The sequence below is a fragment of the Nocardia sp. CC201C genome, from assembly GCF_030010695.1.
In the GTDB taxonomy this organism is placed as follows: domain Bacteria; phylum Actinomycetota; class Actinomycetes; order Mycobacteriales; family Mycobacteriaceae; genus Nocardia; species Nocardia otitidiscaviarum.
Map to the genome: position 1 here is coordinate 1 of NZ_JASCXP010000038.1, position 13,475 is coordinate 13,475.

15 protein-coding genes are annotated in these 13,475 nt (G+C 68.0%); 8 read left to right on the forward strand and 7 right to left on the reverse strand.

The features are described from left to right. Window positions 1–79: 79 nt before the first annotated feature. Both prcB and QK444_RS06780 read right to left on the reverse strand, forming a co-directional pair. The gene (gene prcB / locus QK444_RS06775; protein ID WP_282778156.1) at window positions 80–907 is read right to left on the reverse strand and encodes a proteasome subunit beta; all 828 of its coding nucleotides are present in this window, start codon (window positions 905–907) and stop codon (window positions 80–82) included. Between the two features lie 103 nt (window positions 908–1,010). Continuing rightward, window positions 1,011–1,979: a hypothetical protein gene (locus QK444_RS06780; RefSeq protein WP_282778158.1), complete on the reverse strand. Its 969-nt coding sequence runs from the start codon at window positions 1,977–1,979 to the stop codon at window positions 1,011–1,013. Between the two features lie 249 nt (window positions 1,980–2,228). On the opposite strand from QK444_RS06780, the gene mptB reads away from it, so the two are divergent. The 3 genes from mptB to QK444_RS06795 are packed head-to-tail and all read left to right on the forward strand — an operon-like array spanning window position 2,229 to window position 5,622. Beyond that, window positions 2,229–3,911, forward strand: coding sequence for a polyprenol phosphomannose-dependent alpha 1,6 mannosyltransferase MptB (gene mptB, locus QK444_RS06785; protein ID WP_282778160.1), 1,683 nt, complete (start codon window positions 2,229–2,231; stop codon window positions 3,909–3,911). Then, window positions 3,908–4,843 (forward strand): ABC transporter ATP-binding protein, encoded by a 936-nt coding sequence (locus tag QK444_RS06790; protein ID WP_282778162.1) that lies wholly within the window; start codon window positions 3,908–3,910, stop codon window positions 4,841–4,843. The genes mptB and QK444_RS06790 overlap by 4 nt, the downstream gene beginning before the upstream one ends. Beyond that, on the forward strand, window positions 4,840–5,622 hold the full coding sequence (locus QK444_RS06795) for an ABC transporter permease (protein WP_282778164.1): 783 nt from the start codon (window positions 4,840–4,842) through the stop codon (window positions 5,620–5,622). Before QK444_RS06790 ends, QK444_RS06795 begins: the two co-directional genes overlap by 4 nt. A gap of 55 nt (window positions 5,623–5,677) precedes the next feature. Here QK444_RS06795 and QK444_RS06800 read toward each other — a convergent pair whose 3' ends face one another. Continuing rightward, a complete protein-coding gene (locus QK444_RS06800; protein ID WP_282778165.1) occupies window positions 5,678–6,094 on the reverse strand; it encodes a VOC family protein in 417 nt (138 codons plus the stop codon). A 91-nt stretch (window positions 6,095–6,185) separates the two neighbouring features. Between QK444_RS06800 and QK444_RS06805 the strand changes: the two genes are divergently transcribed. Both QK444_RS06805 and QK444_RS06810 read left to right on the forward strand, forming a co-directional pair. After that, window positions 6,186–7,139 carry a WYL domain-containing protein gene (locus QK444_RS06805; protein WP_282778167.1) on the forward strand — a complete coding sequence of 318 codons (954 nt, stop codon included), beginning with the start codon at window positions 6,186–6,188 and terminating at the stop codon, window positions 7,137–7,139. Between the two features lie 58 nt (window positions 7,140–7,197). Then, window positions 7,198–8,172 carry a heme A synthase gene (locus tag QK444_RS06810; protein ID WP_282778169.1) on the forward strand — a complete coding sequence of 325 codons (975 nt, stop codon included), beginning with the start codon at window positions 7,198–7,200 and terminating at the stop codon, window positions 8,170–8,172. Window positions 8,173–8,175: 3 nt separating this feature from the next. Here the strand turns inward: QK444_RS06810 and QK444_RS06815 are convergent, their stop codons facing one another. Then, the gene (locus QK444_RS06815; protein WP_282778171.1) at window positions 8,176–8,388 is read right to left on the reverse strand and encodes a DUF397 domain-containing protein; all 213 of its coding nucleotides are present in this window, start codon (window positions 8,386–8,388) and stop codon (window positions 8,176–8,178) included. Further along, on the reverse strand, window positions 8,385–9,275 hold the full coding sequence (locus QK444_RS06820) for a helix-turn-helix transcriptional regulator (RefSeq protein ID WP_282778173.1): 891 nt from the start codon (window positions 9,273–9,275) through the stop codon (window positions 8,385–8,387). Before QK444_RS06820 ends, QK444_RS06815 begins: the two co-directional genes overlap by 4 nt. 162 nt (window positions 9,276–9,437) lie before the next feature. On the opposite strand from QK444_RS06820, the gene QK444_RS06825 reads away from it, so the two are divergent. Then, window positions 9,438–9,731 (forward strand): hypothetical protein, encoded by a 294-nt coding sequence (locus QK444_RS06825; protein ID WP_282778174.1) that lies wholly within the window; start codon window positions 9,438–9,440, stop codon window positions 9,729–9,731. A gap of 933 nt (window positions 9,732–10,664) precedes the next feature. After that, window positions 10,665–11,099 carry an SMI1/KNR4 family protein gene (locus tag QK444_RS06830; protein ID WP_282778176.1) on the forward strand — a complete coding sequence of 145 codons (435 nt, stop codon included), beginning with the start codon at window positions 10,665–10,667 and terminating at the stop codon, window positions 11,097–11,099. A 388-nt stretch (window positions 11,100–11,487) separates the two neighbouring features. On the opposite strand, the gene QK444_RS06835 is transcribed toward QK444_RS06830, so the two are convergent. Next, a complete protein-coding gene (locus QK444_RS06835) occupies window positions 11,488–11,895 on the reverse strand; it encodes a PPOX class F420-dependent oxidoreductase (RefSeq protein WP_282778178.1) in 408 nt (135 codons plus the stop codon). Between the two features lie 109 nt (window positions 11,896–12,004). On the opposite strand from QK444_RS06835, the gene QK444_RS06840 reads away from it, so the two are divergent. Next, the gene (locus tag QK444_RS06840) at window positions 12,005–12,583 is read left to right on the forward strand and encodes a dihydrofolate reductase family protein (protein ID WP_282778180.1); all 579 of its coding nucleotides are present in this window, start codon (window positions 12,005–12,007) and stop codon (window positions 12,581–12,583) included. A 30-nt stretch (window positions 12,584–12,613) separates the two neighbouring features. On the opposite strand, the gene QK444_RS06845 is transcribed toward QK444_RS06840, so the two are convergent. Beyond that, window positions 12,614–13,351 (reverse strand): hypothetical protein, encoded by a 738-nt coding sequence (locus tag QK444_RS06845; protein WP_282778182.1) that lies wholly within the window; start codon window positions 13,349–13,351, stop codon window positions 12,614–12,616. Between the last annotated feature and the right edge of the window lie 124 nt (window positions 13,352–13,475).

The following is a 13,475-nucleotide window of genomic DNA, read 5'->3' on the forward strand; positions in this document are numbered from 1 at the left end:
CCCACCCCCGGTTCGGGGGGCTGACATCGCCGGGGGCGGCGGCCGCCCGCGGCGATGGACGCACGCCGTCACCGACCCCTCAGCCCCCGTTGGCGGCGACCCGCTCGTCCACCAGATCGCGGGCGATGCCCATCAGCCGATCCTCGGAGATCTCCCGCGCCCCTTCGGCATTCACGACGACCGAGGTGGGATAGATGCCGCGCACCACATCCGGTCCGCCGGTCGCGGTATCGTCATCGGCGGCGTCGAACAGCGCCTCCACGGCGATGCGCAACGCCCGGTCCTCGTCCAGTCCGGCACGGTAGGTCTTCTTGAGCGAGGATTTCGCGAAGACCGAACCGGATCCGACGGCGGCGTACCCGAACCGCTCCTCACTGCGCCCGCCCGCCAGGTCGTAGGACACGATGCGCCCGGCCCGGTCCGGGTCGGTGATCGACGGGTCGTAGCCGACCAGCACCGGCACCACCGCCAGATCCTGGAGGGCGGCGGGCAGGTTGTCGCGCACCATCTTCGACAGTTTGGTGGCCTTGCCGTCGAAGGTCAGGGCCACGGTCTCGATCTTCTCGTAGTGCTCCAATTCGACCGCGAACAGTCGAATCATCTCCAAGGCCACCCCGACCGTGCCCGCGAATCCGGCGGCCGAATAGGTGTCGGTGATGAAGACCTTCTCCATATCCCGGGTGGCCAGCAGATTTCCCATGGTGCCGCGCCGGTCCCCGGCGATCAGCACCCCGCCGTGGAACGACACGGCCACGATCGTCGTCCCGTGCACGGCGATCTCCCGCCCGAGCGGGTCGCCGCCGAAACCGTTGCCGGGCAGCAACTCCGGTGCGTGTCTGCGCAGATAGTCGGAGAAGGACGACCGGTTGTACCCGGTGTCGAGCGGCAGGCTGTCCGCGGCGGTCATCGGGCCTCCTCGGGAACGGCGTACGTCGGTATTCGTCCCTCGACGCTACCGCCTCGCAGCACGGGCCGCCGCGTGCCGCCCGAAATCGCACGGGATGGCGCGGTCAGTCGCGCACCCACCCCCGCTCGACGAACAGCGGCACGAACTCGACCGGAACGAACAGCCGGTCCTCCGCGAACGGGATCTCGTGATAGCGCGCGGGCGCGAGCAGCCGATCGTCTCCGGCACGCAGGTCGATGACCCAGCGATCCGGGCCGGGCCGGGACAACCCCGTCGGCCCCACCACGCTGCGGCCCAGGAACCGCAGCTCGGATGGCAAGAGCGCCAACGGATCCGCCTCCTGGAATATCCCGATCCGTGCCGCGCGTGCGGCGGCCACCGCCTGCCGCGCCCGGTCCAGGCTCGGATCCGTGATCGGCTGTCCCGGCACGGGCACCGCCGCGACCGTGCTCGGCTGCTTCCGGAAGGGATTGATATTGGGCCAGATGAAGTACGGCACCGCCCAGCCGCCCGCGAGCATGCGCTCGTTGTAGCTCGGCGGGCGCGGCGGATTCGGCACATCCATATTGAGGTAGGTGAGGAACCGTCCGTACCGGTCGAAGATGTCCGCGGCGAAGGCGAGGAAGAATCGGAAGTCCGCCGTGCTCGCCGCGCTGGCGGTGCGGTCGGTCTCGATGAAGCCCTCCAGCGCCTTGGTGGCGGCGCGGGCGTGCCGAATGTGGTTGGCGGCGCAGTCCGGTCCGGTGCGCGCCCGCAATCCGGCCTCCAGCGCCGCGGGCAGCGGTGGATCGAAGGGCGGCAGTCCGGCCGCGAGCGGATCGGTGAGAAACCCCTCCCACGCGGGCGACCCGATGGAATGGAACCGATCCGGATCGGCGGGCAGCGTGAAGCTGACCTCCGGGGTGTCCATCCCGAGGAACCGCGTACTGATATTGCCCTTGGGGTGCACGGTGACGGTGTCACCGTCGTGCACGGCCCGCGCCACGCTCATCGCGGTGCCGTCGGACCCCAAGCCGAGACCGGCGTGGGCGATGATGAACCCGGCCCTGGTCTGCTCCACTGCTTTCGCCATGACGCCCTCCGACAAACGCTGTCGACGCGACCCCCGCGCCGCCCCGACCGGTAACCGTCCGTCGATCATCACCCGGCGCGCGGCGTCCGGCACGAGTAGCGCGCTACCTGATCCGGGGATTCACCTCGTGTTCGGCGAGTGGCAACCGATTCCGCGCGGCGGCGGGGAGGCTCGCGCGCCACACCGCCGGGCACGGCACGCATATGCCCGTGGCGGTGGACGGCGGCACGGCGAATTAGGCTACCGATCGTGGCGGTATCGGAAAGCGCGCGGCGCAGGATCATCGAGTGGGGACGCCGGGCACTGGGCCTGGACGTCCCGCCGTCGGACCACACCGCCGCCGCGCTGCACTCCGTCGAAACCGATGTGCCGGGTCTGGACAAGCGGGAGACGCTGCAGCTGGCCCGCATCCGGCTGCTCGGTGCCACCGGCGCGGTCATCATGGCCATTTCGGCGCTGGGGGTGGGCGCGCAGCCGGTGCGCCAGAATCCCACCTCCGGCCTGCGCATCATCGGCTTCTTCGCTCGCGCGCACACCTCCACCCTCGCCATGTGCATGATCGGCACGGTGCTGGTGGTGATGGCGTGGCTGCTGCTCGGCCGCTTCGCCATCGGCGGCTGGGGCGGCAATCCGCGGCATCGGCTCAGCCGCTCGCAGATGGATCGCACGCTGCTGCTGTGGATCATCCCGCTCAGTGTCGCGCCGCCCATGTTCAGCAATGACGTGTACTCGTATCTGGCGCAGAGCGAGATCGCGGTACGGGGCCTGGATCCGTACGAGGTGGGTCCGGCCGACGGGCTCGGGCTCAACAATGTGCTCACCAACAATGTCCCGAACATCTGGCGGGAGACGCCGGCGCCGTACGGGCCGCTGTTCCTGTGGATGGGCAAGGGTATCGCGGTCGTCACCGGGGACAACATCATCGCCGGGGTATGGCTGCACCGATTGCTGGTGCTGGGGGCGCTGGCCCTGATCGTGTGGGCGCTGCCGCGGCTGGCCCGCCGCTGCGGGGTGGCGGCGGTGAGCGCGCTCTGGTTGGGTGCGGCCAATCCGCTCGTGCTGCTGCATCTGGTCGGCGGCGTGCACAATGACGCGCTCATGCTCGGGCTCATGCTGGCCGGTCTGGAGATCTGCCTGCGCGCCATCGAGGACGCGTATCCGTTCGATCAGCGGGGCTGGGCGATACTGCTGGGCGGGGCGGGGCTGATCGCGCTGTCGTCCACGATCAAGATCGTCTCGCTGCTGGCGCTGGGTTTCGTCGGCATGGCGCTGGCCCGCAGGCTGGGCGGCGGCTTCCGGATGGTCGTCAAGGTCGGGTTGATATTGGGTGTGGTCGCCGGTGTGACCATCCTGTTCGTCACCACCGCCAGCGGACTCGGATTCGGCTGGCTGTACACGCTGAACACCGCCAGCGCCGTACGCAGCTACCTGTCGCTGCCGACCGCCATCGGTATCGCCACCGGTTTCGGCGGGGTCCTGCTCGGGTTGGGCGATCACACCACCGCGGTGCTCAGCATCACCCGGCCCATCGCGGCCACGCTGGCAGCCGTCGTGATCGTGCGCATGCTCTTCGCGACCTGGACCGGCCGCCTGCACGCGGTCGGCGCGCTCGGCGTTTCCCTCGGCGCGCTGGTGCTGCTGTTCCCGGTGGTGCAGCCGTGGTATCTGCTGTGGGCCATCGTGCCGCTGGCCGCCTGGGCGAACCGACCGGCCTTCCGGGTGCCCGCCATCGCCCTCTCGGTCGTGGTGAGCCTGCTCGTCATGCCGCGCGGCGCGGACTTCTATGTCTTCCAGATCGTGCAGTCCGCCATCGCCACCGTCATCGTGGGGCTGGCGTTCATCTTCCTCACCCGCAACGCGCTGCCGTGGCGCAATCAGCCGGGGGTGTCGGCTCCGTCACAGGAGGCCACGGCATACGGTGTCAGATCGTGACCGCAGCCCCCTCCGGACCCGCCGTGCGCGTCGACGGCGTCGTGAAGCGCTACGGCGACACCACCGCGGTCGACGGCATCAGCTTCGAGCTCGAACGGGCGCAGGTGCTGGCGCTGCTCGGACCCAACGGCGCGGGCAAGACCACGACCACCGAGATGTGCGAGGGCTTCGTCGTCCCCGACGCCGGACGGGTGCGGGTGCTGGGCCTGGACCCCATCGCAGACTCCGACCGGCTGCGGGCACGCATCGGCGTCATGCTCCAGGGCGGCGGCGCGTATCCGGGTTCGCGGGCCGGGGAGATGCTGGACCTGGTGGCCTCCTATTCCGCCGATCCGCTCGATCCGGACTGGCTGCTGCGCACCCTCGGCCTCCAGGACGCGCGGCGCACGCCCTACCGGCGACTGTCCGGCGGTCAGCAGCAACGGCTTTCGCTGGCGTGCGCGCTGGTCGGGCGTCCCGAGATCGTCTTCCTCGACGAGCCCACCGCCGGCTTGGACGCGCAGGCGCGACATCTGGTGTGGGAGCTCATCGACGCGCTGCGCCGCGACGGGGTGAGCGTGCTGCTCACCACCCATCTCATGGACGAGGCCGAACAGCTCGCCGATCAGCTGGTCATCATCGACCACGGCCGCATCGTCGCCCAGGGCACCCCGAGCGAGGTCACCTCGCACGGGGCCGAGGGCCGCCTGTGCTTCACCGCCCCACCGAATCTCGATCTGCGCCTGCTGGAAACCGCCCTGCCCGAAGGCTTCTCGCCGCGCGAGATGTCCCCCGGCTCCTATCTGCTCCAGGGCGATATCACCCCGCAGGTGCTGGCCACGCTGACCGCCTGGTGCGCCCGTATCGACGTGCTGCCCACCGATATCCGCATCGACCAGCGCCGCCTGGAAGACGTATTCCTCGAACTGACCGGACGGGACCTACGGGCATGATCGACACCACCAATCGTTTCGCGCCCGGGACCTTCGCGCCTGCCCCCAGGCCCACCACCCGGGGCGCCATGCTGGCGGCGCAGACCCGGCTCGAGCTGATCCTGTTGCTGCGCAACGGCGAACAGCTGCTGCTGACCATGTTCATTCCGATCACGCTGCTGATCGGGTTGACGCTGCTGCCGCTGAACGGACTCGGCGACACCCGGGTGGACCGGGTGGTGCCCGCCGTCATGATGGTGGCGGTCATGTCCACCGCGTTCACCGGGCAGGCCATCGCCGTCGGCTTCGACCGGCGCTACGGTGCGCTGAAACGCCTCGGCGCGACGCCGTTACCGCGCTGGGGCATCGTGGCGGGCAAGTGCGCGGCGGTGCTCATCGTGGTGGTGTTGCAGTCGATTCTGCTGGGGGCCATCGGATTCGCGCTGGGCTGGCGGCCCACGCCGCTCGGCCTGCTCCTGGGCGCGCTCGTCATCGGCCTCGGCACGGCGACCTTCGGCGCGCTGGGACTGTTGCTCGGCGGCACCCTCAAGGCCGAGATCGTGCTGGCCCTGGCCAATATCCTCTGGTTCGTCATGCTCGGCATCGCGAGCCTGGTGCTCATGTCCGACGATCTGCCGTCGGCGGTGAACCTGCTGGCGCGCACGGTGCCTTCGGGCGCGCTGTCGGAGTCCCTGACGCGCGCCCTGGCGGGCGGTATCGACTGGTACGGGGTCGCGGTGCTGGCGGTGTGGGGTGGCGTGAGCGGCTGGCTAGCCACCCGGTACTTCCGCTTCGACTGAGTCGGCACCCCCGCGCGGTCGCGGCCTGCCCGCTGACACCGGGGCGTGCCGCCGCTCACTCCCCCTTGATCCCGCTCACCGTATCCAGGTAGTGCTGGTTGAACATCACGCCGAGCACATTGCCGAACGGGTCGACCACCGAGGCGGTGACGAAGCCGGGGCCGTGTTCGGTGGGCTTGGCGTGTTCGGTCGCGCCGAGGGCGAGCAGCCGCGCGAACGCGTCCTCCACATTGTCGACGGCCCAGTACGTCATGGTGCCCGACGGCGTCTCCGACATGGGGTGCGGGGCGTACCGGCTGTCGAGGATGCCGAATTCGTGCTGGTAGTCGCCGATGCGGAATTCGACGTAGGCCAGCTGCCCGCCGAAGTCCTTCTCGAAGTAGGGCTGCACGCCGAATACCTCGGTGTACCAGCGCACGGCGGCCGGCACGTCGGCGGCGAAGTGATTGACGGTGGTGAGTCCACGCAACATGGGGGTTGTTCCTTCTCTCGGTGAGTGATGAGACCAAGTCTTCCCCGTAAAGTGCTCACCGATTGAGCACTTTTTCTGGGAATCTGAATTCATGCGCGCCGACCGACTCGTAGCCACTCTCCTGCTCATGCAAGCGCGGGGCCGGGTGACCGCCGCCGAACTCGCCGAGGAGTTGGAGGTGTCGGTGGCCACGGCCCGGCGCGATCTGGAGGCTCTCTCGACCGCGGGCATCCCGGTGTATCCGCAGGCCGGGCGGGGCGGCGGCTGGTCGCTGCTGGGTGGTGCGCGCACCGATCTCAGCGGCCTGTCGGCCACCGAGGCACAGGCGCTGTTCCTGTTGGTCGGTCCGGCCGCCGCGGTCTCCGGCGAGGCGAAAGCCGCGCTGCGCAAACTGGTTCGGGCGCTCCCCCAGACCTTCCGGGCGGAGGCGCAGGCCGCCGCCGACGCTACCCTCATCGACTCCGCGCGCTGGGGCGAACCGATCCGGCGGCGTCCGGAGATGGTGGATCGGCTGCAAACCCGCGTGGTGCGCCGCCAGACGGTGCTGCTCACGTATGCGAGCGCCACCGGGCGGCGATCCGTGCGCGCGGTGGATCCGTGGGGTCTGGTCGACAAGGACGACACCTGGTATCTCATCGCGGGAACCACGAAGGGGCAGCGCACCTTTCGCGTCGACCGCATCGTGGCGGCCGATCCGACCGGCGAAATCTTCGAACGCCCCGACGATTTCACTCTCGCCGCCGCCTGGGACGAGGTCGTCGGCGAGATGGAACGCATCCGCTCCCGCACCTGGGCGACCCTGCTCGTGGACACGCGGCTGGTGTACGTGCTGCGCGACAACTTCGGGCGGCACTGCGAGACCGAGGCCGACCTCGACGACGGCCGCAGCCGTGTCCGGGTGGGCGCGCCCACCCCCTTGGACATCGCGCGTCATCTCGCCGGATGGGGTGCCGACGTCGAGGTGCTCGGGCCACCGGAGGTGTGCGCCGAACTGGCGCGCATCGGTGCCGAACTCACCGCACGCTACGACCCCCGCACCGCTTAACGACAATTCGTAGTAGACCGGTTGACGGGCCGGAATCCGCTCCCGCTACCATCGGTGCGTGCTCCCACGCGCATTCCAGCGACTAGCCGACCTGTTCCCGCTGCCCTCCCTGCGAGTGCAGCGCATCATCGCCTTCGCGGTGATCCTCTCCCAGGCCGGCATCTCCGTCACCGGAGCCATCGTCCGCGTCACCGCCTCCGGTCTCGGCTGCCCCACCTGGCCGCAGTGCTTCCCGGGCAGCTTCGTGCCGGTCACCGTGGCCGAGGTGCCGGTGATCCATCAGGCGGTCGAGTTCGGCAACCGGCTGCTCACCTTCGTGGTGTGCCTGTTCGCGGGCGCGGTGGTGCTGGCCGTGACGCGCGCCCGGCGGCGGCGTGAGGTGCTGGCGTACGCCTGGCTCATGCCCGCGGGCACGGTCGTACAGGCCGTGATCGGCGGCGTCACCGTGCTGACCGGTCTGCTCTGGTGGACGGTGGCGGTCCATCTGCTGGCGTCCATGGTCATGGTGTGGCTCGCGGTGCAGCTGTACGCGAAGATCGGTGAACCCGACGAGGGTGTTCCGACTGTCCAGGCCCCACGTCCGATTCGAATGCTGACAGCGCTCAGCGCCGTGGCCATGTCCGGCACCCTGGTCGCCGGGACCCTGGTGACCGGCGCGGGGCCGCACGCGGGTGACAAGAGCCTGGAACGCCCGGTCGAACGCCTGGAGGTGGAGATCGTCCCCCTGGTCCACCTGCATTCGGAACTTCTGGTCACCTACCTCGCCCTGCTGGTGGGCCTCGGCTTCGCGCTGGCGGCGGTGGGCATGACCCGCGCCATCCGCCTGCGCCTCACGGTGGTGATCGCCATCGTCTGCGCCCAGGCCCTGGTCGGAGTCGTCCAATACCTCACGGATGTCCCCGCTGCTCTGGTCGCCCTGCACGTCGGCGGCGCGGCCGCGTCGGTGGCCGCCACCGCCGCCCTCAGGGCCGCCATGCGCACCCGCGAACCGGTCCCCGCCGAACGCCGCGAAACCGCCGCCACCCCGGCCTGATCCCTACCGCCCGGGCAGGTCGAACCTTCCGGCCCGCAGCGCGGCGGTGAAGGCGTCCCACGCGGTCCCGCCGAACACCAGCGCGGGACCGGACGGGTGCTTGGAATCACGCACGCCGACGCGTCCGTGCGGAAGGTGCGCGGCCTCCACGCATTCGCCGCTCGGCTGGCTGTAGCTGCTCTTCAACCAACTAGCACCGGATAGGGCGACGCTCACGCTTGCATCTCCTTCGCGAGATCGAGAACCAGTTGCCTGCTGGCAGATTCGTCCAATGCTACGCGGCCGATGTCCGCAATCGCCGCCCGATAACGCTCGATCACGGCGGCCTCTTCCAGGAACAGCGAGCCTTCGCGCAACTCGACGAAGACGATGGGCGGCTCGATCAGGCCCCGCTGCTGCAACGGCGGAAACTCCAGCAAGATAAAGGATTGCGCGATCAGTCCGAGGTAGCTGCCCACACTGTGCGGCACGACTCGAATAGACACGTTCGGGAGCTGTCCGACGTCGGCCAGATGCGCGAGCTGCGCACCCATGACTGCACTACCGCCGACCTGGTGCCGCAGCACCGATTCCGAGAGCAGCACATTCATCGTGAATCCGCTGTCTTCCGTAATCTTGGCCTGCCGCCGTGCCGCCAACTCGATTCGTCGTTCCACATCCACCGCGGACCTGTCCGGATCTTCGGTCAGCAGCATCGACCGGCGGTAGGCCGAGGTTTGCAGCATGCCCGGCACCAACACGATCTGAAACGTGGTCAGCCGGTCGCATTCCTGTTCGAGATGCATGTAGTGATCGAAATGGCTGGACACCAGATCCGAGTACGCCCGCCACCACCCGCCTTTGGGATCACCCTTCGCGGCCTTCGCCTCCGCGAGCAACCCGAGCACCCGTTCCCGCTCGGCCGGGTCCGCCCCGTACAGGTCCAGCAGCGCGTGAAACTGCGGCGTGCTGATCTTGACCGGCCGTCCCGCCTCGAGCCGGTTGATACTCGGCGGCGACATATCGATCGCCAATCCCGCTGCCAATTGCGACTTCTTGGCCCTGAGTCGAAGCTCGCGGAGGAGTCGGCCCAGCGCTCGTCGGGGAAGGGTGGAGCCAGCCATATCGTTAGCCTCGCTACCCGGGTACGTGTCTCGCTGAAATGGATCACGCTGAACGTTCAGTGTATTCCGTATCGATTTCTGTGTGAACGTTTCAGCGCACCGAGATCCGGTGTCTACTGGTCTCATTCGACTTCCGGAACACCAGACCGACCGGAGATACCGATGAGCATCGTCAATGCGCAACCCGATCACCACGCAGCGGATGTTCTCCCCACATGGGTGCGGGTGGACCACCCCGTCGTCGAACTGTCCGCGACGAGCGGAATCGTCCTGACCCACACCAAGATCCGCCGCATCACCCCCACTCATATCGAACTCTGGTGCGGCAAAACCTACCTCCGCGATTCCATGCGCCCCGCTGCCGACCCCCACCGGGTGACCTTCACCCGCCCCAACTCCTACCTGCCCGGCGTGCGAGTCCAACTCGCCAGCCCCGCCCACCCCGAGGCCCGATAACCATGACCGAATACATTCCCCCGCGCACCCTGCAACTGGCAGCCTGCGACTACACCGGCCCCATGAACCCCCTCGACGCCCGCGAAGCCCAAGCCCTGCACCGCGATTGCGATCCCACAACCTGCACCACGGCACGCCGCGTTGCCGAGAACTGTACCGCTCCCCCACCATTCCGCCCCAGGTGACAGCACGATCCGCGTCACCGACGTGCGCGGCGGACACGCTCGATCTGGAGCAAGAACGTCTGCACATGCCGCGTACGGGTCGGTCCGAACCGCCGGCCCGGTGCAGCTGAAGATCAACGCCCGTGATCATGCCGGGACGTTCGTGCGTCCAGGAATGTCAGCTACTCCCGAAGGCCGAACCCTCGGAAGGGTCTGTCGCTACGATCCGGTCATGGAATTCGAAACCTGGTTCGATGGAAACATCCAGGCGACGGCGGTCGACCCTACACAGCCCATCAGCGCCAGGGACTACTCGAATATCACGTTCGTCAGAAACGGACCACCCATCGCCCACGCGGTGGCCGCAGGAAGCAGTCAACCCGAATGCGGCGCAGACGTGCGTGTGCTACCCCACGGATTCCCGTGGATACATCCCGTACCCGACTGGTGGGAACGCTGCCCGGAGTGCGTTGCCCGCCACCCGCTCTGAATCACGTTGCCAGTCTCCCGCCCATGCCGCATATGGATTGCCCCAGCGCGAGCACACCGCAGTAGCCAGGCAGCTAACGCACTGAACTGCCGATGAGCGCGCGACGTCGTATCAGCCGTGTTCACGGTAGTCTTCGAACTCCCACATGCCGATCCGACCAATTTTGGCGGATGGCCACTGCGAGCGCGAGCGGCTCGATCCGCCCTACACCCACGCCGCGACAACCATCCGTTCAGGCCGCACGGCGCGCTCTCCGGATCGCCGTGAGAAAATCCGTGCATGTGGAAAGAGCTGATCGGCCAGCTGTATCCCTGGGCGGAGTTCGGCGCGCCGGCTTCCGATGCTGAGATCGACCAGATCGAGGAGCGACTCGGCTATCCGGTGCCCGACGAGCTGCGCGACCTGCTTCGGCAAGCGAACGGTGTGGAAACCGGAGACGATCTGGTGTGGCCGATCCAGCAGATCATCACCGATAATCTCGAGTTCCGCAGCAATGCTGACTTCGCCGAACTCTACAAGCGCTTCGATCATCTTATGTTCATCGGCAGCAACGGAGGCGGTGACCAGTTTGCCTATCTTCGAGGATCTGAAGGTTGGGCCGACGGGATCTATGTATGGGACCACGAAACTGACGAACGCGAGAGTGTCTCTGGTTCGCTGAGCAATTACGTGCGATGGCGTTCGGGCGCCGAGGGCGACTCACGCTACCGGTGACCATTCCATTGCTCCGAGATCGAACCTGAATATCACCAGCGCGTACGAAGATCAGCAACGCGCGTGCAGACCTGCCCGTATTCTGAATCCGGAGCATAGTGGGAGGGACCCGGGCAAGGACGTCACATTCAGGTCGAGCGCTTTACCAGTATCGATGTCACCGCCCAGACCGCCGTCGCCGACACCGAACTGCGGATTTCGACAATGGCTGGCCTCCAGGACGTGGGTTTCATGCTCGAACACAGCGCTGACAGCTGGCGAATGTGTTCGACTGATCGACCGATCCCCTGACGAACAACGAAGCCGAGTTGATCGTCACGGTTTCGTGACGGCTTTCCTGCAATAGCGCGCCTGAGAGCGCTTCCCGAGAGATGGGTGCCATCGTCCGTCAGTGCCAGGTGTGGTGCGTCTCGTACCACTGCTCACCCACCTGCTCACCCGCCAGGTTCCAGCTCCACGATTGGCTGGGTGTGATCCTCAGATAATGCCCCGGGCCCACGTGACCAACCCGTTCCACCGGCGGCTCGGCGCGACCGTACACGCGTATCCCGCGCGCGACGAAGGGATCCAGCGAGACGAGATCGTCCACGACGAGGGCGATCTCGGCGTTGCCCGCGGCCACGTTCCGCGCCTTGCGCGTCGCAGGGAAGGTCGCGCCGCCGCCGACCCAGAAATAGGTGCCGTCGTACTCGAACGCCACCGGCACCACATCCGGTTGGCCGTCGGCCGCGAGCGTGGCGAGCCGGGCGAGCGGCTGGGACCGGAGATAGGCGAGTTCGGCGTCGTCGAAGGTCATCTCCGGATTGTCGTACACCGGATCGCCACGGTCGACAGCGATGAATTTCGCCGTACTCCCCCGTCTGCACCAACGCACCCCGACGAAACCAACCCACGAGGAGAGCAGCATGACCGCCACCTACACCTGGGACGTCTTCGCCACCTTGGACGGCTACGGCTCCTATTCCGAGGACGGTCACTGGGGCGGCTATTGGGGCAAGCAGGGCCCCGAACTGCTGAAGCACCGTGCCGCCCTGTTCGCCACCGAGCAGCGGATGGTCTTCGGGGCCAACACTTTCCGGGAGACCGCCGAGATCATGTCCGCGGGCGTCGACCCCAACACGCTCGACGAGTGGAATGTCCGGACCATGCGGATGCCCGCCATCGTGGTCTCCTCCACCTTGACCGACACACTCGGCTGGCCGGACGCGACGATCGTCAGCGGCGATGCCGTGGAGATCGTCACCCGGCTCAAGCAGGAATCGGATGTGCCGCTGCGCTCACAGGCCAGCCTGTCGCTGAACCGGGCACTGATGGCGGCCGGTCTCGTCGACCGCCTCCAGCTGACCATCTTCCCCGTCATCTCCGGACGGACCGGGACCAGCCCCGTCCTCGCGGGGGCGAGCGACTTCGACCTCGAACTGCTCGAGAGCCGGACGCTCGACGGCCGCACGCAAGAACTCGTCTACCGCCCCACCCCACGCTGACGGCGCTCCCTCCCGGACGCTGCGTCAGCGTCATATCGCCGTACCTCGCGGTCGCGGCGGCGGCCAGCACGGTCGCCGCGGCGGCGAGCGCAACGGTCGCGGCCCAGCCGAACCAGCCGACGGCGGCGGCCCCGAAGGCCGTCCCGAGGCTGCCGCCGATGAAGTAGACGACCATATAGGCACTGTTGAACCGCGCGGGCGCATCCGGTTCGATATCCAGCACCGTGCTCTGATTGGCCACCTGGGCGGCGAACAGCCCGGCGCCGAAATACCGGCCGTCACGATCCCGAGTACGGTGGCCCGCCGCTGCGCCGCCGCGAAACGCCCTGCCACCGAACTCAATTGCGCCCCCACCGCCGAACCGGCCCCGATCACCCCGATCACCGGACCGAGCAGCCACGCCGACCCCACCACCGCATTTCCCGCCAACGCGACCGCCAGCGCACCGAATTGCGCCGACACCACCGTGCGCGGCGCGAACTGATCCACCAGCGGCACCAGCAACGCCAAGCCCACCAGGTAGCCGATCGGCCCGCAGGCCAATGCCGTACCGACAAGTGCCACCGAGGTCCGCAAGGACCCGGCCACGTCCGCGATGGCCGGTTGCAGCGGATACATGGTCGCGGTGCCGAGTGCCGCCGCGACGGCCATGAACAACACGACAGGTGTGCGCAGCACCGCGACGCGCGTATTCGAAACAAGGTCGATTTCCATGCCCCCGACGCTAGAAAGCGCGGCCCGACATATCCGGCGGAAATCGGCCCCCATAGCGGCCCGATGTCGGGCAGCGCGGCACGCGCCGGATCTCCCCCGCATGGCCGACGATCGACTACATCATCCCCACGGTCACTGATTCCCGCCGCCGAGCATGAGACCCGCTCTCGGCGTCCGC